Source organism: uncultured Paraglaciecola sp., from assembly GCF_913020055.1.
In the GTDB taxonomy this organism is placed as follows: Bacteria; Pseudomonadota; Gammaproteobacteria; order Enterobacterales; family Alteromonadaceae; genus Paraglaciecola.
In genome coordinates this window covers 1-20,104 of the sequence record NZ_CAJWCF010000086.1, presented here as the reverse complement: position 1 = coordinate 20,104, position 20,104 = coordinate 1, and the positions used below count along the sequence as shown (strand labels likewise).

The window sequence follows — 20,104 nt, the reverse complement described above, 5'->3', positions numbered from 1 at the left end:
GTTCATGACTATGTCTGCCCATACAGTGTGTTTGTATATACAGCATAGTTCAGTCCTGAGTTATCTGCACAGGCATGAAACCTAATGACAATTGTTGAAACTAAGGGGGTACCTTGGAATGATGGAACATTATTCGGCAAAGAGAAATACGAGCAACTCGACCCCTTTTGGTTAATCTCTGCCTTAAATTATGCTTTAAACCTAATGTCGCCAAGCGACATTGTTGAATTTCCCAATAATGTTGCTTACTCAGGCCAGTTAAGTCCTAAACCCAACCACGTTGGCAGCGATCCTGTCATTGGTATTGTTGGTGATTGGGGGACTGGGTTGTATACAGACAAGAATGGCGTTAATTCATCAATTAGCCCATCCGAACGTGTGATGAATGATATTAAGAAAAATCATAAACTTGATTATTTATTGCATCTAGGCGATGTCTATTATGCAGGAACAGAATACCGTCCTTTTTCCTTTGAAGAGTGGTTGAATTTTAAAGTGCTTTGGCCGGATCAAGGAAAGGATCGTAATTTTACCCTTAACTCTAATCATGAAATGTATGGCGATGCGAGTGGTTACTTCAAAGTAGCGCTTGAATCTGATGGACCCTTCGGACATCAAAATGGCATGAGCTACTTTTCAGTTAACTATGGAAAATGGCTGTTAATTGGGCTGGACTCTGGTTATTACTCTGATTCAGCAAATGGCACTAAATTCTATATGGATGGTGCTATAGGTACCGACTTATTCAACCAACAAATAAAGTGGTTAGAGAGTTTTAAAGAGCATGATGGTCCTATTATGATCATGAGCCATCACAACCCCTGTGATTTTACGGGTGATGTACTAGACAATACTTTATGGAAGCAAGTTACTGACGCAATTGGTACGCCTGCCGTTTGGTATTATGGGCATGTTCACAATGGTGTGGTGTATACCCAATTAAAGGATGGCGCCGCCATACCTTACATTCCAACTAAAGCTAGATGTTGTGGGCATGGCGCTATTCCCTTTGGTAACGCGTGGGAAACACAAAGTAATATTGATTATTATGCCCATACTCCCGATACCGTGATGGGCGCCCCTCGGGTGCTAAATGGTTATGCAACAATCACTTTACATGCTGACGGTAGTTACGATGAATCTTTCTACGAAAGTGGAAATGCCGTCGCTGTTTATACTCGTCACTGGGCAGTAAATGAATTGCAGACAAACTAAAAAAGAAACTGGATTAAAGGTAAGTTTAATTCGAGCTTACCTTTGTTTGTTCAATTTATATGGGCTGGTTACATTTGGATGTAACGAAAGGAGGCATCATGCAAGGACGAATAATACGTTGGAATGACGAACGTGGATTTGGGTTCATCTCTTCTAAGGAGTGTAATGGCGATGTGTTTGCTCATATTTCTCAGTTTAAAAAAGGTTACCGTAGACCAAGAATTGGTGACCTTGTCATATTTCAAGTCGTATTAGAAAAGGGTAAACAAAACGCTAAATCAATTTCACTTGTTGGAGTGCAGCCTGAATCAACAGGTATGAATACGCTCACCTCACGATTACTTGGTGGCATCGTACTAACTGGAATTGTTTTTGGTGTTTATTCGTTTTTGATGGAGCCTACATCACCCCCTGTAATTCAACCTACAATAAAGCCTGGAGTGCAATTGGCTATCCAGCCAGCGTACGAAAAAATGGGGTTTAGCTGCAAAGGTAAAACTCATTGTAGCCAAATGATTTCTTGTGCCGAAGCAAAGTATTATTTAGCCCATTGCCCAAAAGTTGAAATAGATGGGGATGCAGATAACGTGCCCTGTGAAAGACAACATTGTAATCGTTTTTAGAAATAACCAATAAATAAATTAGTAAACTTGTGGGTTCAGTTAACTCTTTTTAATTTTGACCTTAGAAGTGGGTAATTTAAGAGCATAACCAAACCCAGCTCGCCACACATCTAGGTACACATTATTTTCAAAACCAGGCATATCATCGATACTCACATTTTGCAGACAATCTTCATAACCAAGATGGAAAACCCTATAAATCACTGACATAGCTTGCCCGGCATTGGCCAGTGTAATGCCTTTTAGTTGTGCATAAAGCTGGGTCGCGTAATCCCGCTCCTTTGCTAAAATGGCCCCGTAAATCTCATCTAGAACAATATGAGCGGGTTCTGAAATGCTGATACTAGACATTTGATACCTCTTTTTGCATGGATTGTATGATTCCGGTAACTGTAATTATATACAGTATTTGTGTTTAATCAATCAGCTTCAGTATTTTACCTTTAGGGTATGAATTGGTTATGGCTTCTCTGCTGTTCTTGAACATTGGTTTTTAACGGGGTACTTGGTGTGGGTAATAAAACTTAACTGTTTAGGGATGGATACCCTATGTTTTATGGAGTTTTCGCACTGAAGAATGTGTCAGGTAAATAGGGTATGAGCCTAAGCACACTGCTATGTTTTCAAGAGCTGATATATACGACCAAACAACTAGTGAAACAATACACAGACATTATCGAGTGTTTACATTTATGCCCTTTTAGTTCTCAAACTCCGTTTGCAAGCGACCTTGATGAATATCTCTGGTGTTCTCTTTTTCCAATACTTTTAACTGCGATGGCGTCAATTTATTTCGCTCAATATCTTTTTGTCCAAGCCACCTATTAAGGCTGTTTTGGCTAAATGGGTTTAGCGTTTGAGGCGAAATGTCTAAATTTTCAAACCAGCCTTGATTTGGCGTCATCATGAATGGATCTGGCAGTGAGCGCAGAGTCCCGCGTATATCATTAAGTTCAGGGTAGACCCTGCTTACGGCGTATACAATTCTGTCTTCTAGGCTGTCTTCACGAATACGATTTCGCTGCCCCCATACCACTAAAGGTTCATCATTCGATGTACGCCCGTCAATGATTGCGACATCTGCCTCAGCATCTAACCTATATAACATCATATAATGTCCCACTAGAGTGGCGAAGTCTTCAGGAGCGGTTAAGTACGAATAAAAGTCTGCTGCTATGTCTGGTGTAAAGAAGGTTTCTATATCTGTCCCTCTATAGTCACGTTGAGTACTTGTGGGTGTGGTATCTCTAAATCTGACTTGTGCAAGTTCATGCATCTCACTGGATCTTAATGGGTAAGTTGCACTTAATATGTCAGAACTTGTGCCGTTATCACGAAAATATTTTAGTGGTGTCGTGTCCTGACTAATAGAAGACCACATATCAGGCGGGAAAAAGTCATTTGCATGTGCAAGTTCATGATACATAAGCCAAGAAATAGAGGCTTCCACATCAGAAAAATCTCTTGCTACTCGGTTTTGTTTAGCTATGCGGATCTTCGGGTAATTATCATTTTCTTTTGTGTATCGCCAAAAGACACTAAATTGCAAGTCACTACCAAAATCTGAACGATAGTCAGGTTGGTCGTTTAAGGTGTCTCTTTCGGTTGGTGATTGCCAAAAATTATTGGCATCTAAATATATTGCACCTGTGGCCGCCCAATAAAAAGAAGGACGAACGTCATATGAAATAACCACCGCAGTGACGCCTCTTAACAAATTAATCATATCTGGACCTGCCGCGGAATTTTGTAAATAGTCTGCGAATCGGTCACCCATCCATTCATGCGATACTAGGGTTCTATTCAACACGTCTTGCACTGACGGCTGCCTAGTTTGCATGCCGATTAAAGGTAAATCACGAAAAGTGCATACCGGTGGATAAGGTATGTAATTGTTGTAAACACAACGTTCAAGTGAGTCTTTAAATGGGCTGTTTGCACGATACGCGTACATATCTTCACTAACGATTGTGTTGTTTCCATAAAAAAGTCCGCTGCTATCAAAGTCTACGTTTTTAACGACGACTAAGACTTCGTCTGTATCGCTGGTACCATCGGTATAACTAACGTTAGCACTATATGCGAGTATTGAGTCTGCGGTAACTGAAGGCGCGTCGAAAAATATAAATTCGTCTTGGGTTTCAATATTTTGCGCTTCTGGGCCTCCTATTTGTGTCCACACTATGTTTCTTATGGTTTTGTCATCGGGTACACCCACATGAAGAGATACTTTCGCGAGCTCTGAAGCCGTATGGTCAAGTCTTATCGCAGCTTTTTGTTGGGCTGTGTCTGCAGAAAAATCAACGATGTAAGTGTTAGGCTGCGTTTCTCCTACCAGTTTAACCGTCACGTTCAAGCTATAATTACCGCTTTCAGGTACATCAAAGCCTAGGGTTTGGCTATTATCTGCCAAGAATGTCAGCGCTGGCCCCGCGGTTTGTTGCCAGCTAATAACGTCTATTTGCTGAGCTCCCTTGGGTATAAGAGCAAACCCTATTGCACTGCCGGCTTGTGTTTGTGAGTCACCAAATATTTGAATGTTTGCTTCATCTATTAACGGAGTTAAGTTGCCCGTTGTGGGTGCTATGGTAGTCGGGGGGAGGCTAGGGCGGTTAGTCGTCGTATTGCCAGAATCAGACCCACCACAAGCACTTAGACCTATACCTAAGACAAACAAACTCATTAGCTTAATTTTCATTATTTAACAGACCTTTGAACCAGTTTTTTGTTGGTTGTGGATGTGCACAAACATTGTGTTGCCTACACAAATTACAATCACAAACAGCGTCTAGATAACTGTGTGAAAAAGCTTATAGCAAGAATAAACACTATCCCAACTAGAAGCAATATTTAGGCAATAAGTAGGATTTGAGGTGCCCAGATAAGGGAATATTTTGAAAGTAATACATTGCCTGCTTGAGATATATAATCTAGGTAGCTTACCTCACATTTTACTTTTTCAGAGTATTTTGATTCATTATTGCTTAGGTTGTCGTAGTAATTTAGCCACTGAACTTGCGGTAGCGGTAAGTTCATTATCTGCGTTATAGAGGCGACCTTCCATAAAGGCTGTTTTGTAGCTTTGTTTTATCACCCAACCTTCAACACGCAGCTTTCCTGCCCGAGTTGCTTCAAGGTAAGAGGTTTTTATTTCAAGAGATGAGACATTTTTAATGTCTTCATCGCTGATAAAAATAGCATGGCTCATAGCGGCATCAAGCATGGCTGTAACAAACCCTCCTTGTACAATATCAATAGAATGGCAGTAGTCTTTACTGATATTGAATTCAAAGGTACAAGCAGTTTTTTCTGTATCGAAATCTATTAGCTGGCCGCCGAGTAAACCAATGAGTTTTGGCCCTTGCTTGTTTATTTGTTGAATGGCTTTTTGTTTGTTGTTCATAAATACCTAGGTTTTTGCCTTTTGTTAAAATTATATGGCAAGTAAATCTGATGCCAGCTGAATGTAACTGAGTCGATTGGACTGAGTTACACAGAATAAATGCTGGTCGTAATTAAACGATGTTTCAAATGATTTGGCTAAACTAGCACACCACGGAGCATCGCAATATAACCGGAGGGTAAAGGGGTGCCCTTATACGCGTCTTCGGCCATTAACCAATGATGCATTTTTTTCAAATTGTAGGGGGGCACTGAGGGTAATAAATGGTGTTCAATATGATAATTCACGTATACCGGGCAAACCAATAACCTTTCCCACCAACTTGAGAGTGTGGTGCGGGTATTTTCAAACATGTCTTTACTTGTGGGGTTGGGCACTGCGGCATGTTCACCCACATGGCGAATGCGTAGAAATAGAAAATAAGTCGTGTTGTAGGCTAATAACCACACCAGATATACCCAAGCCACATTAAGCAAGTAACAGACTAAAAACAAAGCCAGATTGACTGCCAGTCCTCTAGATAAGGCGGTGTTTGTCACCATGCTGTTTTGTGAATTCGTCCGTGTTTTCAGTATGTAAAACCAAAACTTAAAGGCGGTTAAGCCACATAGATCGCGCAATACTTTACGCAGTAACGATTGCTTAGTTATGGGATATCCAGCGTAGTTAGCTAAATCAGGATCTTTAGCGGTACCAACATCTTTGTGGTGGATTGAATGCTGACGTGAGTAGGTTTGCATATCAGAGAAAACGGGCGCTGCTGTCAGCCAGGTACCTACAAATTGATTGAGTTTAGTCGACTTGAAAAGACTGTTATGCCCGCAATCGTGCATTAAAATCGCAAAACTTAGCTGCCGGCCACCCAGAACCAATAAGGCAATGATGACAGTCAGGACGTTTGGCCAAATCGCTACAAGGGCTAAAGCTGCAAATACCCATGCCCAGCAGCTAACTAATAGCATTGTGGCGCGCACGTTGTTTTTGCTCATTAGTTGAATAATTTGTTGTCTGGTGAGTATGTCGTGAGCTTTCATTTATTTTTCTCGTCTTGATAAATGTTAAACACAATGGAGTCGCCCATAAACCGAGTCCAAATTTTATGACCACAGGCATCGTAGTCGCACATCGCATGGCGTAACTCTTCGCGTTTTGGTGTGCAGAACATTTCATCCGGTAACAAAGGATCTCTAACCAGTAAGTTAATGGTCTCTCCGCCAATCATAAAGCTTTCACGCAGAGCGTTATTAACCTTGAGTTCATCGAGGCGAGCTTTGCTTTTGGCGAGTTTCATAAGTTGCTGTTCATAGGTGAATTGCAGGTCTTCCGTGTGCCACAACGTGCTTTCCCAAATAAACTGTTCAGGGTAAGGAATATCATCCGCTTTAAATAATAAGGCTTCTTTCTCAAGCCCCACTAACTGATACAAGGCGCGTAAATCAATCAAGGAAGGGAGTAAATTATTTGGACGAACCCAGACTTTGTTTCTAGCCTTACGAAAACCAAAAAATTGTAAAGTCGTTTGGCTTAGTGTGCGGATTGCGCGGTCAGGGTTGCTGGGTAACAACACCATCAACCATCCGTCGGTTTGCCATTCCCCTCGACGTAAATCGCCAAGTCTCCACTGTTCAATGTAGTCACTGAGCAAATCTGTATTTGAACTCATTCGATAGCCACCACTGCCGTCGGCCTCTATTTTTCCAGTAGTCAGAAGGCGGGTTAGTGCCACTCTTATGGTGCTTGCTTTAAAATCAAATAATTCGCCTACCGAGATCAATTTGGCTGATTGACAAAAATTACCACGGGTTAATCGCAGCACATCAAGAATGATAGTTTTAGGCGTAATTTGACGTTTTTTAAGCATAGGGCAAGCCAGAATGAGAATAAGTGCAAGTATTATTACCATAAATTACATAAAGTGCAAATATGTGTAATGTCTGTGCGGAGATTTCAGAAGTAGCGCTGATGTAATCTATAGTTGATTGATTTTTATGGGGAATTGTATTTTTAGGCTGGGACTTGGTTGAGTTGCTCAATGATAGCGATTTTGGGAGGGGTGGCTTATACCGAATTAAGGTTAAGTTAAAAGCCTTATTTAATAATAGTTTTTCGCTGACGCTTAAGCCGCTATTAAATAAGACTCTTGTCTTATATTTTTTGCCTTACGTTGATATGAGCCTTTACCTTTTTTGGCTTGCACTACCTGCATCTTATAAAGCTTTGATGTGACTAACGCCGCTAAAAAATTATCTTTAATTATTCCTCGGCCCATTTCTGTTTCATTGGTATTGGCTTTCGCCAATGCTTTTTTCTGTTTACTCATTATTTTTCCTTTAAGTGTATGTATTACTTTAGCGTAATACCTAGTGATTATATCGCTTAATGCCTAGAGTTTAATAGGGCTGACATATAATATTTATTTGTCATTCTGCGGGGCAGAGTGATTCTTTATATTGATTGGTATAACACTTAGCTCAAGTTACTAATGACCCTACTCAGAGTTAAGTAGGTCATTAGGTTTGAGCTAAATAGACTAATAACATGGCACTGACTAACGAGAGGCTACATTTGCCACGTTTGTGTCGTTGTTATATTTGCCGCTGGTTAAATAGTTATTCATCTTTTCAACATTGGTACCGTATTGCTCAATAAAAGCAACGATGTCTAGCTCATTACATTTAACGTTTGCTGCAACATAGTTTTTACTTAAACCGGTCTTTTTAATCGCTTTTGATAACTTGGTTTTATTTCCTTCACTTGCAACAACACACAGTTTTGAAGTGACATAATTATCAGCGGGAACCATTACATTTGATGCACTTGCTATGCCGATTGAGCTAAGAGTTAAAGTGGTAATTGCGATTGCTTTAGTTAATGTTTTCATTGTTGCTTCCTGTTTTTGTTGGTTAAATTGATTAGTCATTGTGACTTGATATAGGTATTGCAATGACGGTGCCAATAATTAAAAGTCAATAAAAACAATTGCTTAGGTGTTTGCTGGTGTTGTGGGTTTCAAAATAAAAATCAAATTGACGAATGATTTTGTGTTTTTGACTATATTCTGGTTTATTTCACATGCTTGCGCGATGGGTTTAAAGGTTATTCTAGACAGCTACGGCTTTGTGAAAGTTTTAGCCAATAAAAAACAAGTTGTTGATCCACAATTAGTCTCTTTGGGTTAAAAACAGGTAGAATTCGTAGCATACAAAATTTGCAATAGAATCGAGGAAGCAGAACATCATGAAATATGAACTATTAGAGGGCGGTATCGCTAACATTTCATTAGACAATGGCAAAGCCAACGCTGTGTCTTTCGAACTAGCACAAGAATTTATCGCCAACCTTGATCGCGCCAAAAGTGAAGGTAAAGGTGTATTAATCACTGGCCATGTTGGTATTTTCTCGGCAGGGTTTGATTTAAAAGTGATGGCCAGTGGTCCAGAAGCTGCGCAAAAGATGGTTTCTGAGGGTATGTTATTGCTCGAAAAAATCTATTCACATCCACAACCTGTTGTTGTGGCTTGTGAAGGCCATGCAATTGGAATGGGAGTGTTTCTTTTACTGGCTTCTGATTACCGTATTGGGGCACTGGGCGAATTTGTCCTTAAACTTCCTGAAACTGCCATTGATATGCCTTTCAATCCAACCTTGAGGATATTGGCTAAAACTCACGTAGATGCGCTACATCACACTAGAGCGATTATTCAGTCGCAGGGATACTCACCTTTGGAGGCGGCTACTATAGGCATGTTGGACGAAGCAGTTGATGCAGGCCAAGTTCAAGAAAAAGCTTTGGCGAAGTTAACCGAGCTGTGTGAGCTGCCCAGCAGTCGTTATGCAGAAAACAAATTGTTTGTTCGTGAACAAGAAATTCAAGGGATTCACCAGTCATTGCACGGTGTTAAATAAACGCTTTGAAGACTAAGGCGTAATCTTTTGAGTACGCGTCATATCAATTTGGGGAAGTTTAACTTGGTTATTTGATACATTGAGGTTCGAAGGTTCGAACCTCAATTGTTGTTTTAATGTTTAAAAGTGAACTGGCTTTTACTCACCAATATTTTTGTCTAAAAATTCAAGTACACCTTTGTATAGGGTATCTCTTCCTTCTTCGTCATACACACCATGGCCACTTTTACTGAAGTTTAAGTAAGGTACTTTTTTGCCAATAGTTTTAAATCGTTGCAACATGGTTTCAGCATTGATAACAGGCACCCTTGAATCTCTTTCACCATGAATTAACATCACGTTCGCTTTTATTTTGTCTACATGATTAACCGGTGAATATTCGTTAAGTTGCTGCTTATTTGTGCCTATCACTTTATTAAGATAAGCCTCGCCACCCATGGCTTTCATCGTATCGCTGTAAGCATATGCGTAGTTTAAGTCGTAAATACCTACATAGCCGATGGTGCATTTGTAAGTGTCGGGCGCGCGCACTGCAGCCATTAAGGCAGCATAACCACCGTAACTTGCTCCGTACAAACACATTTTGTTTTTATCAACCGCGTAGTTCTTAACAGCATATTGAGTACCGTCAATAATGTCTTGGATCATCTTTCCGCCCCACTGTAAGTAACCACTTTTTTCGAATTTTTCACCGTAGCCACCACTACCGCGATAATTAATTTGTAACACCGCATACCCTCGATTAGCGAATAGCTGTACTTCACTATCAAACGACCAATAGTCTCTAACATAGTGTGGGCCACCATGGATCATGACCACCATAGGGGCTTTTTTGTTTGCCGCTAAATTGGTGGGCAAAGTAATGTAACCGTTTATTTCTAAGCCATCCTCAGTGGTAAATTTAAGCGGTTGTGTATTTATCATTTCTGTAGGGTCAAGCCACGAACGGTTAGCCCATAAAAAGTCAGCATTATTGGTCACAGTATCAAACAAATAATATTCACCAGGATTAACGTCACTGGAAACGTGGACTAAGGCAAGACCTTCACTTTGACTGGTAATGACTACTTGCTGGCCAGAGAAAGCGCCAGCTAATTGTTTATGCAGGTCAGCTATTTTACTTGTGCCTGGGGCATAGGTATAAGCCACTTTGTCAGGAAAGGTAAAGCCTATTACGGGCTTGTCGAGTGCTTCATCCCAAGTGTAACGCTGTACATCTGCTTTTAAGTCGCTAAACAGTTGGGTGTAACTACCGGTTTTTAAATCTAACTCAAATAAGGTGCTGAATTCAGCTTCACCCACATTGCCTCTAAAATAGACTTTTTCACCATTTTTATTTATCCCAATTGGCACATGGTTTTTTACTTGTTTGTTATCAAGACTTGTCCACTGAGCTTCATCATTTTCGCGGTAGGCAAATTCAATATCAAAATTTTCGTTTCTCCATCGAACAAATCTGACTTGTCCATCTTCATTGGCAAAAGGCTCTGCACCGGGGAAGGGCAGTGTTTCTATTTTTCTTTTTATTCCTGAATAAATGTTTAAACGACTAATAATAGAATTTTTTTGCCGATTATCGTAATAGGTGCCTTCGTTTATCGTCCAAGGATATTCAACAATTAGAATTTGCCTGTCATCATTCACAAGTGTACTAATAATTTCAGGTGTGGCGCTGGTGGCTTTGCGTTTAGCAATCCTAGACCCAAGCTCGCTTTCACCAGCTCTATAACCATATAACATGTCTGATTTTGAACCATCGATGTTACTAGCAAACAGTTCGCCAGTGGCCAGTGGAGAATCAGAGTAATAAACGGCCTCTCTAAATTGATAGACAAAACGTTCATTATTAATCCAAGTAGCCGAATGAATTTCATCACCGCTTCGTGGTGAAATGCCGCCTACTACTTTCATCGTTTTGGTATCTAATATAACCAAATAAATACGCCCTTCAACACGCACTCTCGCGGATATATGTTTGCCATCAGGTGACAACTTCATATTGAGGTAGTCACCATGTTTAACAAAGTTTGCAACGGGTATTTCGGTAGATAGTGCAGCGCAAGAAACGAAGAAAAATAAAAAAGTGATGATCCTAATCATTACTAGAACTCCCTGTATTATGACGACTATAAATTTAATTAGAGTAAATGGTCGAGTTGTTAAGTCTATGTTTACTCTATCAAATTTATTTCTATAACTCTATTTTTAGGTGAAATTTTTCTCCCATGTTCATACATAGCGCGATACCATATTTATCATGCTTACGTTCTATAGCTAGATCATGTCTTTAAAACGGTTTGTCATCTTTAAGTCGATAGGGTTAGTAAACCCAGGAATGCGAATTTCTTCATCTGTCATCTGGATTTCGTTTTCGTCAATTAGATCCTGTCCAAAATGATAAATGGTATCAAAGTTACCTTGAATGGCTTTCTGGTCATAAGAGTTAGCTTTTTTACGCACCAACTCACGACGAGTCTCATAAGCGGCAATGTCTTCAGCGCTGTATCGCTTGGCTAACATCTTAGTGACTACTTGTGGTGACAACACAGTGGCGGTTGCATTGTTGCCGCCAAACCCTTTGGAGTTGAGAAATGCTACATCGACATTTCCCGCGCCTTTATTTATGTCGGTGGTTGAAATGTTTAGGCGTTCGGCAAATACATCGTCTGCTACTTTGTCGATGGTTTTAATACCTGGGATCAATCCGTGTTTGAATACACCAAGACTCACCATAAGTTGCTCACCACTGGCTGGGGCTAACGAATGGCCCACATAGGCTTTGGCCGCAGTGACTGGCCAATCTGTAATATTATAAATCTTTGCCACTTCATCAAAAATACGTGATTCGGTAATGCGGTTGGCTGGGGTACTAGAGCCATGGGCTTGAATAAAAGAGCGTGCGCGAACCGACTCGTCACCTACAATAGCACGTGCTGCTGATACTGCTTTTGCCATAGTGATGTAGTTACCTGGGCCGGGTGCTGAAATCGATTTTTTGTAGCCATCTGCATTAATAAATACATCACTCACTGCACCGTGAATATCTGCACCTAACTCTAAGGCTAATGCATCGTCCATTAACACCACGTACTGAGTTGATTCGGCAATGGTAAAACCACAATTTTCGCCAAAAGGTCGACTGGCGCGGCGATGGTTAACTGTGTCAGTTTTGTCTAAACGTTTTAAATTGTCTTCACTGGCCAGTGCGCCCATGGTGGCGTAACCATCAATGACTTCTGGCAAAATAGGGGCTTCGGCGTTGCCAACTATTGCCACTCGGCGTTTGCCATTTTCAATATCTTCAATCGCGGCTTTGAGGTTATACAAAAACGTGGCACAGGCCCCTACAATTGCACTCGTATGACCCACGCTACCTAATACATAGGCATTCACAAAGTCAGCAGGCATAGTATTTAAACCTAAAGGGCACTGCTTAGTACTCACTCGGCCACCTTTAAGGCGCGACTTCAACATGCCACCAAAACCGTTTTCATCCAATTGTGACATGGCATTACTGGCGTATACGCCTATTTCGTCTGGTTTGACTGCATCTACTACCGTTTTCCATTCCATGCCTAATGAACGAATGGCATCTGACGCACCCATAATCGCCATTTGTAAGGCGCGAGGATGAAAGCGAGCATTGTAGTGATTTTCGGGTTTAAATCCGCTTGGTAATTGCCCTGCTGCTTTTACTGGGCATTCTCGATAACTATCAGCTTTGAAATCAACCTCGCCGATAATGTCAATTTTAACTCGGTCTTTATCGATATCACTTAACTGCCAATTGTCAGGCATAGGATCAGGCAATTGTTTTCGGTTTAACTCAAAACAAATACCTTGTTTATCAACAGAACGCATAGTGATGTTTTTCTGCCAATGCACGGCATTTACGTCGAAGTGACTTTTTTCAATTTTACGGATCAGCGTAGAATTTAAAATTTGCTCAGAAAAACGCTCAACCACTTCTTCTGGGGTTAAGGTTTGTTCGCTATTTTCAATAGAATTATCAATAAAAATTCCGTTTTCGCAACGAACTAACTTCATCATTGTGGCCAAACCCAACATGGTTTCTTGGCGTTCGCTAGCAGGCAAACTCTCTATCACCATACGTTTGTAAGCGTGGTGAAACGAACTTCGACCAGCGGCATTAAAACCACCAAATCCAACAATTACGGGTAATGAAGACATACGTAAAATACCAAAAGCTTGAATGATCAGCAGTGTAATCTCTTGGTTTGTGTTCTGGCAGTGTTATATTGGCCATAAGTTATGGTGTTTTAGCCAGTGTTTCGGTATCTTCGGTCAATATTCAGAAAAACCACAAAATTGACTTGTGCATAAAATTACCTTTTTACTCTGCGACAATATGCTGGCAACTAGCGCTACCTTGCCTTTTGAAATGTTACGCGCCGCCGAAAGTGCCGCTCGGGGTAAAAAGGGCAGTCATGTTGAACCGGTAATGATCCAAACCACTGCGATAAATAAACTACCAATAAAGACCAGCATTGGTTTTTCATTGTTTCCTGATACCGATTTGGAAGAGGCGGGTCACAGCGATATTATTTACTTGCCAGCACTGTGGCGCAACCCTCGGCCTATTGTGAAAAAACACCCAGAAATTTTAGAGTGGTTGCGCAAAGCTTATGAAAATGGCGCAATGATTTCTGCTGTGGGCACTGGGTGCTGTTTTTTAGCCGAGGCTGGTTTACTCAATGATAAACCTACCACCACCCATTGGCATTATTTTGACCAGTTTCAACGGGACTATCCGAGAGTGAAATTGAAACGCCAATATTTCATTACTCAGGCCTCCAATCTTTACTGTTCGGCAAGTGTGAATGCCATGGCCGATCTTACAGTGCATTTTGTTAAACGACTATATGGCGAAGCCATCGCCAGTTTTGTCGAACGAAATTTTTCTCATGAAATTCGCCGACCATATGAAAACACCAGTTATTTTGAAGGCAGCACAAAACAGCACCCCGATGAAGACATTGTGCAGGTGCAAATTTGGTTGCAGGACAATTACAATCGGCAAATTAACCTAAGTGAAGTGGCAAGTCGTTTTGATATGAGTGTACGCACCCTCAACCGGCGTTTTAAAAATGCCACCGAACAAACACCCTTGCAGTATTTACAACGAACTCGTATAGAAATCGCTAAGGATTTATTACAAACCAGTAACCTAAACGTAAGTGAAGTGGCCGACAAAATCGGTTATCAAGATGTAGGCTATTTTACGGCTTTGTTTGTGAAACTACTGGCTACCTCACCTAGAGAATATCGAGCAACAGTGCGGGCTAAATTGTTTACTGCGGATTGAGTCAATTCAAGAGGGAAAATTCTCGGCAGTACATATTCGTATACTATAGCTACAAGCAGAAATTAAAGGACTGGCGCGCAGACAAATTTCACCAAACTAGGACCACGCGTTTGTCCAGTCGAAAACCACAATGGAGTAAGACCTAAAAGCTAATTTCACTTGACTACCAACACTGGACAATCAGCTTTATTGGCAATCGCCTCGGCAACGCTATCATGCAAAAAATGAGACAATCCGGTTCTTTTATGACTGGCAATAACAACCATTCCAATGACACCGCTGTTGGCCTCAGACAAAATTTCATTAATAGCATCACCGCGTCGAATAACCGTTTCAATCTTTAAATTAGTATTCAGCTGGGCTAATAATTCGTGCATTTTACTCGCCGCAGTGTCTTCCATATCTTTAGCTAACTCTTCGGGGGTTATCGAAAGAATCATATAATTCTCAACACCCAAAGGCTGGCCTACAACGTTTAGAATACGAATGCCCCCTTGATACAAATTTGCCATCTCAATGGCATAACGTAATGCACTAGACGCAGTATCAGAAAAATCTGTAGGCCATAAAATATTACCTGTTCGCATATTTTTTTACCCAATGTAAGTAAAGTGTGTTCTGCAATGACATTATTCGCCAACTAGAGCGAACTTAGCTCAATCTCGATAGGTTGAGTCTAGCCAGTATCAGAATGCAATTTAGTGATCGTAATCAACTAAATAACAATTTATGTACCCAAAGAAACATTGAAGTTTCCAGACTTTTAGCTTTTCACTCAAAGTTGTATTGCAGGGTAGAAATAGAAACTCCTTTAATCACACCCACCCTGATAAAGAGTCCAACTACCTTTTACTAGTTGGTTGTTAACGCGTATCTGGGTTAAATGAAGTTGTTGGTGAGTCACTTGGTATTTTGCTCGCAAACTAGCAATGGTTTCACCTTGTAATGTATTCGCTAAATGTTGGGCTAAACGTAAATCAATGTCTCGTGGAAACAACCTGATTGCCGTTTCTGTTAGGGCATATGCATTTAACCAGTGTTGTTCTTTTTTCGACAAATTACCTTGGGCAATACGTATCCAGTCACTGTAATCACTTAATCTCAGTTGATTAACCTTGGTGATCTCGTTGTTGTTTAACACCGCAAACTGCATACCTGCACACTGGTACATAAAGTCTAAAGCGGCTTGTTGTTGAGCTGTGTTTTGTGGCCAAGCAATTTGTATGTCTACACCTTGATCACTGAGTTGTTGATAGACCTGTTGTACTTGTTGTTTGGTGGCGGATGATGATTGTTTTGTTTGGTTGATTTCGGGAGTGAGTGACGGATTAACAGGTTTTGAAACTGTTGTGCTTTGTGACGTCAATTTTGGTTGAGGCACAGGTGGTAGCGTTAGCTGTTCGATGACAATATTACTAGCAGCTGGTTTATCCTTAATTTGTTTGTTTTCATGTTCGTTATCGTCATATTGTGACATCACACTTGCCAGCCAGAAGATAAAAATAATGGTCAGCAAAGCGCGTAATATTGTGTTTGCCGACCAATTATTGTTTTGCAAAAGGTACATCTGAGTTAATTAACCAAAGCTTGCAACGAAGACATTTCCATTTTTTGGGCAATGTCCTGCAATTTCGCCTGACGATTACGTCGCATTTGGTTATGTGAGGTGGCTGCCAGTGTTTCTGCTGCTTGTGTATCTAGAGCAAAATCTTGTTCAGGGGGTAGTGTGATAACTTGTTCGTCTTGCTGTTTGTATGGATGCAGAGTGACCACACCACTAGCAACACTCTGTTGTTGCTTTTCAGCGATTCGGCTCATGATGAGTTCATTCTCTAATTCAGCAATACGCGATTCTAGTTGGTCGATTTGTGCCTGTTGTTTTTGATTGTGATGTTGAATTATTTCAGTCACTTTGTTTTCGACAGTTCGTACATCCTCTAAGCTAACTTGTTGTGGAGTATCCAGTGGCAATTCCAACTCAGGCTCGCTTGTTTCTAACCAAGCCTTGCCTGCAGGTGTTTGCATCACTAGAAATACAGCCGCCGCAAGTGCCGCAATAAAAAATAGGGTTTTCATAGGTTATTCCTTGTCGATTTTTGTATAACGCAAGCTTACCCAAGCACGTAAAATAGCTGAGCTAGGTAGGCCCACTACTGTGGTCATAAACGCCATCGAAAATTGTTTAGTTAACTCGCCAATAATGCCGTTTACTGACTCTGGGGTAAGTGGCTGTTCAGACAATGTGCCTATGCCTAAGCTGATACCTAACAAGGTAAACGTTAAGGCCAAGGTGGAAATGCCATTGGCGGCTTGCATGCCAGCGTCGTATAAAAATGCGTTGTTTTTACCTGCTTTAATAGACAGACCAGCTACTACCGCCATTGAGAACAAAGCGCTGAAGACAATTACAAAGCTCCAGCTAAAGACATTTTGTAACCATGTCACTAAGTCTATTACTGGCATTTGGGTGAGATAACTGGCGACCGCTAACAAAATAATGCCAGTGCCAAAAAACACACCAATAGCATTACTGGTTAAGGGCAACGCCTTAAGAGACAACATTATCTGTGACCAGTTTTAGCTGATAAAATGGAGTCTGTTGTTAAATGCACTTCAGACATCCAATGGGACAAAGGTGGCAGGCTTTTTTCGGCACTTGAGTGAACTAAAAAAGTCAGTTCGTATTTATTAAAGGCGTTTTGTGCCAGCGAACTGCTGCTAGAAGTGACTCTGTCATCACGCAATACCATGCGCTCAATATCCACTAAACGGCGATAAATGTTTTGTACTTTCTTCTGGCGCTGATTTAAGTCGAGCGAACTATCCAATTGTGCACTTAACAAAGCAGCTCGTTCTCTTTCTAAATTTTCTAAGCTAAACAGGCTGTTAGCAAAAGATGGCGCGCTAAGTAAGCTGGCGATTGTGGCAATAATTAATGTGATTTTCATGATTGTTTCCTCTTAAAAAAGCGCTTATAAAAACATGTCGGCAACGTCTGCCGGTTTTGTGCGGTTACGCTGAGTTAACTGCGTATCTTCGTCGCCATAGCTGATTTCATATTCAAGTGCTTGGGCATCGAGTGCGACCAATTTGGCCATGTAGCTAAACATCAGGGATTCTTGATCAAGCAGTGATTGCTCGGTTGAAGCTTCCATCAGCAACTGGCGAACATATTCCTCACTGGTGACTTCAACGTCACCCAAAGTGGGTGAAGCATTGGCTTTATGTTGTGATATGGCATTTTTCAGGTCTTCTACTTTAGCCAGGTTTAAAGCAAATTCGTCGGCATAAGGAGAGCGTTGATCTAAGCCTAAATGTATTAAACCATTGTCTACTTGGGCCAATACCTTTTGCATTCTTTGTCTTGCTTCGGCTTGTTTTTGTTTCAGTTGGTACACTTCGCCCTGAGACACTCGGCCATTTTTATTGCGTAGCTTGCCTAGTACGGTTTCATATAAACCTTGTTTTTTGGCTAGGGCGTTTTGGCGTAAACCTTGTGTTTCTTGCATTAAATCCAAGTATTCAGACTTTTGCTGAACCAACTCAAAACGTTGATTAATTAACGCCTCGCCTTCGCTATCCGTCATCAATTCTTGTAAAGACTTAAGCTGCGAAAGCTTGTCTTGCATTTGTTGCTCAAGTCCGACTATATGCAAAGCCATAGGCGAGGCTTCGAAGTCTTGTTGAATACGCTTTTCAATAATATTGGCGGGTAATTTGATTAACTTGTCACTGGCCACGGGATCCCAATTTCGGCCCTCACTGGCCAACACTAGATCTGTGCAACCAAGGCTGATAGTTAAAATAAGTGATGATAAAATTATACGAGTGTTCATTTCATATGCTCCTGTTAGTGGCTTAACCAATATTGATGACGTTCAATTTCAGCCCGTAAATCGGCACTGATATTCAAAGCAGCCAGCTGGTGGCGAGATAACTTTTGTTGTTCGAGTAACGCGGTAGCGGTATCAAAAAATGAGCTGTAATCGGCAAAATATAGATCTTTATTTGGGAATTTTGTTTGGGTTTTTCTCAAGGCTACATGGGCCGCGTCTATATCGCCGCCTTTAACAAGATTGAGCACCGACAACGCCATTAAACGTAAAGCCTTGTCAGAATCTGGATGACCTTTAGGAAATTGAATGCCATTAACACAACGCAGCATTGCATTAGCTGATGCTAAATATTGTGCGGGCTGCCCAGAGCGTTGTGCAAAACTGTCCATTTCCATGGCCTGTTGTTCACAACCAGTATCTATGGATTGATAATAATCAGTGGTGACAAAGTGCTGGTTGTTGCTAACGGGCAAATTCGATGCACTTTTAGTGGTTGACGAACATGCACTGATAAACGCGGCAGCTAGTATCACTGTTAACACTCGTAGCGTATGTTTGGTTGATAAAAAGTAGGTCATAAATAACTCCTGTTACGGTTGTAACTTTGGCTATAAAAACCTTAGAGCTGTTTTTTATTTGCTGGATGGGATTAGTGATAACCTAGTCAAAAAAATTGGCGTTGTAATCTATTGTCAGAATTCGAGACGCAAGCTCATGTAATTAGGCAAAGGCTGAGGGTAATTAAAAAATACCTAAAGAATAACCATGATATTCTCTGCTTGGAATTAAACTATCATCACATTAAATAAATTACGTATTTCAGTATTTGGAATTTAAGGATTGTTTTGAAACGCATTTACATTTTTGTTTTGTTTCTTTTTTCAATGTCTGCAATAGCAGAAGAGAAACTTGTGTTTGCCACTCATTCCAGTGCCCCCTTAAGTCTATATTTAAAAGAAGTCATACAAGAGGCGCTAAAACCTTATTCTATTCAAGCAGAAGTGCTGGAGTTGCCAGGCAGCAGAGTAATTCTGCAAGTGAATAAAGGTCGGATTGATGGCGATCTTTCTCGGGTTGAAAATTTTAAAGACATTTCAGATTATCCCAGTTCAAACTATAGGCGAGTAGATGAAGCTATTGTCTTAACTGAAATTGTGATGATTACCTTAGCGCAAAAAGAGATAGTCCAGCCGCTGACATGGAATACTGTCAATCAAGGCACTGCTGCTTTTCTGCGGGGCTCGAAAACCATTAGAAAACACCTCGATAGTAAAAATCGTGTGTCCCTTTCTTCGAATATTCAGGCCTTGGAGATGGTCGCCAACGAACGTGCTGATTCAGCAATTATGTTCGCCTCTGTTGCAAAGAGTTTATTTCAGCAACATGCGAAATTAAACGAAAAACTAATCATTCAAAAAAACGCCCTTATGTCATACCCACTGTTTATCTATTTGAATAAAAAACATCTCAAGTTAATCCCTAAACTTGAACAGTCACTACGACAGCTTAAAGCCAGTGGTTTTATTGAAAACACTGCAAAAAGATATCAACTAATACCACCAAATATTAATCCAGAATAAATATGAGACTTAAGATAAGTTTGCTCTTAAAATCAATAGGTTCAATTCTGAATTGTTTTTGAAAACTGACCAACTAATGAGCAATATGACCTATACGGTAAGATGTTAGGAAAAATGAGTATTGGTGAAAAAGCTAACTAACCCCAGATCTGCTTAAGCAACGATCATAGCGTTAAGCTCTACGTCAGTTAAATTAAGGGATGGCTTATCTTTCT

21 protein-coding genes are annotated in these 20,104 nt (G+C 40.7%); 5 read left to right on the top strand and 16 right to left on the bottom strand.

Features of this window, described 5'->3' with window-relative positions:
• Positions 1–84: 84 nt before the first annotated feature.
• Both QZ488_RS16510 and QZ488_RS16505 read left to right on the top strand, forming a co-directional pair.
• Positions 85–1,215, top strand: a complete 1,131-nt coding sequence (locus tag QZ488_RS16510; protein WP_293750826.1) for a metallophosphoesterase — start codon at positions 85–87, stop codon at positions 1,213–1,215.
• Between the two features lie 98 nt (positions 1,216–1,313).
• Positions 1,314–1,838, top strand: a complete 525-nt coding sequence (locus QZ488_RS16505; RefSeq protein WP_293750822.1) for a cold shock domain-containing protein — start codon at positions 1,314–1,316, stop codon at positions 1,836–1,838.
• Between the two features lie 39 nt (positions 1,839–1,877).
• On the opposite strand, the gene QZ488_RS16500 is transcribed toward QZ488_RS16505, so the two are convergent.
• The 7 genes from QZ488_RS16500 to QZ488_RS16470 form a co-directional block, all read right to left on the bottom strand.
• Positions 1,878–2,189, bottom strand: coding sequence for a hypothetical protein (locus tag QZ488_RS16500; protein WP_293750820.1), 312 nt, complete (start codon positions 2,187–2,189; stop codon positions 1,878–1,880).
• Positions 2,190–2,538: 349 nt separating this feature from the next.
• Positions 2,539–4,536, bottom strand: coding sequence for a hypothetical protein (locus QZ488_RS16495; RefSeq protein WP_293750818.1), 1,998 nt, complete (start codon positions 4,534–4,536; stop codon positions 2,539–2,541).
• Between the two features lie 279 nt (positions 4,537–4,815).
• Complete coding sequence (locus QZ488_RS16490; protein WP_293750816.1) at positions 4,816–5,241, bottom strand: PaaI family thioesterase; 426 nt, start codon at positions 5,239–5,241, stop codon at positions 4,816–4,818.
• Between the two features lie 137 nt (positions 5,242–5,378).
• Complete coding sequence (locus QZ488_RS16485) at positions 5,379–6,275, bottom strand: fatty acid desaturase family protein (protein WP_293750814.1); 897 nt, start codon at positions 6,273–6,275, stop codon at positions 5,379–5,381.
• Positions 6,272–7,102, bottom strand: coding sequence for a transcriptional regulator (locus tag QZ488_RS16480; RefSeq protein WP_293750812.1), 831 nt, complete (start codon positions 7,100–7,102; stop codon positions 6,272–6,274). Before QZ488_RS16480 ends, QZ488_RS16485 begins: the two co-directional genes overlap by 4 nt.
• A 255-nt stretch (positions 7,103–7,357) precedes the next feature.
• The gene (locus QZ488_RS16475; RefSeq protein ID WP_293750810.1) at positions 7,358–7,561 is read right to left on the bottom strand and encodes a ribosome alternative rescue factor ArfA; all 204 of its coding nucleotides are present in this window, start codon (positions 7,559–7,561) and stop codon (positions 7,358–7,360) included.
• A 228-nt stretch (positions 7,562–7,789) separates the two neighbouring features.
• The gene (locus QZ488_RS16470; protein ID WP_293750808.1) at positions 7,790–8,122 is read right to left on the bottom strand and encodes a DUF3718 domain-containing protein; all 333 of its coding nucleotides are present in this window, start codon (positions 8,120–8,122) and stop codon (positions 7,790–7,792) included.
• Between the two features lie 356 nt (positions 8,123–8,478).
• Between QZ488_RS16470 and QZ488_RS16465 the strand changes: the two genes are divergently transcribed.
• Positions 8,479–9,147 carry a crotonase/enoyl-CoA hydratase family protein gene (locus QZ488_RS16465; protein ID WP_293750806.1) on the top strand — a complete coding sequence of 223 codons (669 nt, stop codon included), beginning with the start codon at positions 8,479–8,481 and terminating at the stop codon, positions 9,145–9,147.
• Between the two features lie 138 nt (positions 9,148–9,285).
• Here QZ488_RS16465 and QZ488_RS16460 read toward each other — a convergent pair whose 3' ends face one another.
• Both QZ488_RS16460 and QZ488_RS16455 read right to left on the bottom strand, forming a co-directional pair.
• Entirely contained in the window at positions 9,286–11,247 is a 1,962-nt protein-coding gene (locus QZ488_RS16460) for a prolyl oligopeptidase family serine peptidase (protein ID WP_293750804.1), read from the bottom strand.
• Positions 11,248–11,421: 174 nt separating this feature from the next.
• Positions 11,422–13,338, bottom strand: a complete 1,917-nt coding sequence (locus QZ488_RS16455) for a beta-ketoacyl synthase (RefSeq protein ID WP_293750802.1) — start codon at positions 13,336–13,338, stop codon at positions 11,422–11,424.
• Positions 13,339–13,483: 145 nt separating this feature from the next.
• On the opposite strand from QZ488_RS16455, the gene QZ488_RS16450 reads away from it, so the two are divergent.
• Complete coding sequence (locus QZ488_RS16450; RefSeq protein WP_293750800.1) at positions 13,484–14,473, top strand: helix-turn-helix domain-containing protein; 990 nt, start codon at positions 13,484–13,486, stop codon at positions 14,471–14,473.
• 155 nt (positions 14,474–14,628) lie between these two features.
• Here the strand turns inward: QZ488_RS16450 and QZ488_RS16445 are convergent, their stop codons facing one another.
• The 7 genes from QZ488_RS16445 to QZ488_RS16415 all read right to left on the bottom strand — a co-directional run bounded on the left by QZ488_RS16445 (position 14,629) and on the right by QZ488_RS16415 (position 18,887).
• Complete coding sequence (locus QZ488_RS16445) at positions 14,629–15,060, bottom strand: universal stress protein (protein ID WP_293750798.1); 432 nt, start codon at positions 15,058–15,060, stop codon at positions 14,629–14,631.
• A gap of 224 nt (positions 15,061–15,284) precedes the next feature.
• Positions 15,285–15,950: a hypothetical protein gene (locus QZ488_RS16440; RefSeq protein ID WP_293750796.1), complete on the bottom strand. Its 666-nt coding sequence runs from the start codon at positions 15,948–15,950 to the stop codon at positions 15,285–15,287.
• Between the two features lie 95 nt (positions 15,951–16,045).
• Positions 16,046–16,549 (bottom strand): DUF2730 domain-containing protein, encoded by a 504-nt coding sequence (locus QZ488_RS16435; RefSeq protein ID WP_293750794.1) that lies wholly within the window; start codon positions 16,547–16,549, stop codon positions 16,046–16,048.
• Between the two features lie 3 nt (positions 16,550–16,552).
• Positions 16,553–17,035, bottom strand: coding sequence for a hypothetical protein (locus QZ488_RS16430; protein ID WP_293750792.1), 483 nt, complete (start codon positions 17,033–17,035; stop codon positions 16,553–16,555).
• Complete coding sequence (locus QZ488_RS16425) at positions 17,035–17,421, bottom strand: hypothetical protein (protein WP_293750790.1); 387 nt, start codon at positions 17,419–17,421, stop codon at positions 17,035–17,037. The genes QZ488_RS16430 and QZ488_RS16425 overlap by 1 nt, the downstream gene beginning before the upstream one ends.
• Positions 17,422–17,445: 24 nt before the next feature.
• Positions 17,446–18,309 carry a hypothetical protein gene (locus QZ488_RS16420; RefSeq protein WP_293750788.1) on the bottom strand — a complete coding sequence of 288 codons (864 nt, stop codon included), beginning with the start codon at positions 18,307–18,309 and terminating at the stop codon, positions 17,446–17,448.
• Between the two features lie 14 nt (positions 18,310–18,323).
• Positions 18,324–18,887 carry a hypothetical protein gene (locus tag QZ488_RS16415; RefSeq protein ID WP_293750786.1) on the bottom strand — a complete coding sequence of 188 codons (564 nt, stop codon included), beginning with the start codon at positions 18,885–18,887 and terminating at the stop codon, positions 18,324–18,326.
• 267 nt (positions 18,888–19,154) lie between these two features.
• Between QZ488_RS16415 and QZ488_RS16410 the strand changes: the two genes are divergently transcribed.
• Positions 19,155–19,889, top strand: a complete 735-nt coding sequence (locus tag QZ488_RS16410; protein WP_293750784.1) for a transporter substrate-binding domain-containing protein — start codon at positions 19,155–19,157, stop codon at positions 19,887–19,889.
• The last annotated feature ends 215 nt before the right edge of the window (positions 19,890–20,104 follow it).

Excerpts from the sequence above, each read along its gene's own strand:
- QZ488_RS16510 (WP_293750826.1), top strand. The coding sequence starts at position 85 with ATGACAATTGTTGAAACTAAGGGGGTACCTTGGAATGATGGAACATTA.
- QZ488_RS16505 (WP_293750822.1), top strand. The coding sequence starts at position 1,314 with ATGCAAGGACGAATAATACGTTGGAATGACGAACGTGGATTTGGGTTC.
- QZ488_RS16500 (WP_293750820.1), bottom strand. The coding sequence starts at position 2,189 with ATGTCTAGTATCAGCATTTCAGAACCCGCTCATATTGTTCTAGATGAG.
- QZ488_RS16495 (WP_293750818.1), bottom strand. The coding sequence starts at position 4,536 with ATGAAAATTAAGCTAATGAGTTTGTTTGTCTTAGGTATAGGTCTAAGT.
- QZ488_RS16490 (WP_293750816.1), bottom strand. The coding sequence starts at position 5,241 with ATGAACAACAAACAAAAAGCCATTCAACAAATAAACAAGCAAGGGCCA.
- QZ488_RS16485 (WP_293750814.1), bottom strand. The coding sequence starts at position 6,275 with ATGAAAGCTCACGACATACTCACCAGACAACAAATTATTCAACTAATG.
- QZ488_RS16480 (WP_293750812.1), bottom strand. The coding sequence starts at position 7,102 with ATGCTTAAAAAACGTCAAATTACGCCTAAAACTATCATTCTTGATGTG.
- QZ488_RS16475 (WP_293750810.1), bottom strand. The coding sequence starts at position 7,561 with ATGAGTAAACAGAAAAAAGCATTGGCGAAAGCCAATACCAATGAAACA.
- QZ488_RS16470 (WP_293750808.1), bottom strand. The coding sequence starts at position 8,122 with ATGAAAACATTAACTAAAGCAATCGCAATTACCACTTTAACTCTTAGC.
- QZ488_RS16465 (WP_293750806.1), top strand. The coding sequence starts at position 8,479 with ATGAAATATGAACTATTAGAGGGCGGTATCGCTAACATTTCATTAGAC.
- QZ488_RS16460 (WP_293750804.1), bottom strand. The coding sequence starts at position 11,247 with ATGATTAGGATCATCACTTTTTTATTTTTCTTCGTTTCTTGCGCTGCA.
- QZ488_RS16455 (WP_293750802.1), bottom strand. The coding sequence starts at position 13,338 with ATGTCTTCATTACCCGTAATTGTTGGATTTGGTGGTTTTAATGCCGCT.
- QZ488_RS16445 (WP_293750798.1), bottom strand. The coding sequence starts at position 15,060 with ATGCGAACAGGTAATATTTTATGGCCTACAGATTTTTCTGATACTGCG.
- QZ488_RS16440 (WP_293750796.1), bottom strand. The coding sequence starts at position 15,950 with ATGTCACAATATGACGATAACGAACATGAAAACAAACAAATTAAGGAT.
- QZ488_RS16435 (WP_293750794.1), bottom strand. The coding sequence starts at position 16,549 with ATGAAAACCCTATTTTTTATTGCGGCACTTGCGGCGGCTGTATTTCTA.
- QZ488_RS16430 (WP_293750792.1), bottom strand. The coding sequence starts at position 17,035 with ATGTTGTCTCTTAAGGCGTTGCCCTTAACCAGTAATGCTATTGGTGTG.
- QZ488_RS16425 (WP_293750790.1), bottom strand. The coding sequence starts at position 17,421 with ATGAAAATCACATTAATTATTGCCACAATCGCCAGCTTACTTAGCGCG.
- QZ488_RS16420 (WP_293750788.1), bottom strand. The coding sequence starts at position 18,309 with ATGAACACTCGTATAATTTTATCATCACTTATTTTAACTATCAGCCTT.
- QZ488_RS16415 (WP_293750786.1), bottom strand. The coding sequence starts at position 18,887 with ATGACCTACTTTTTATCAACCAAACATACGCTACGAGTGTTAACAGTG.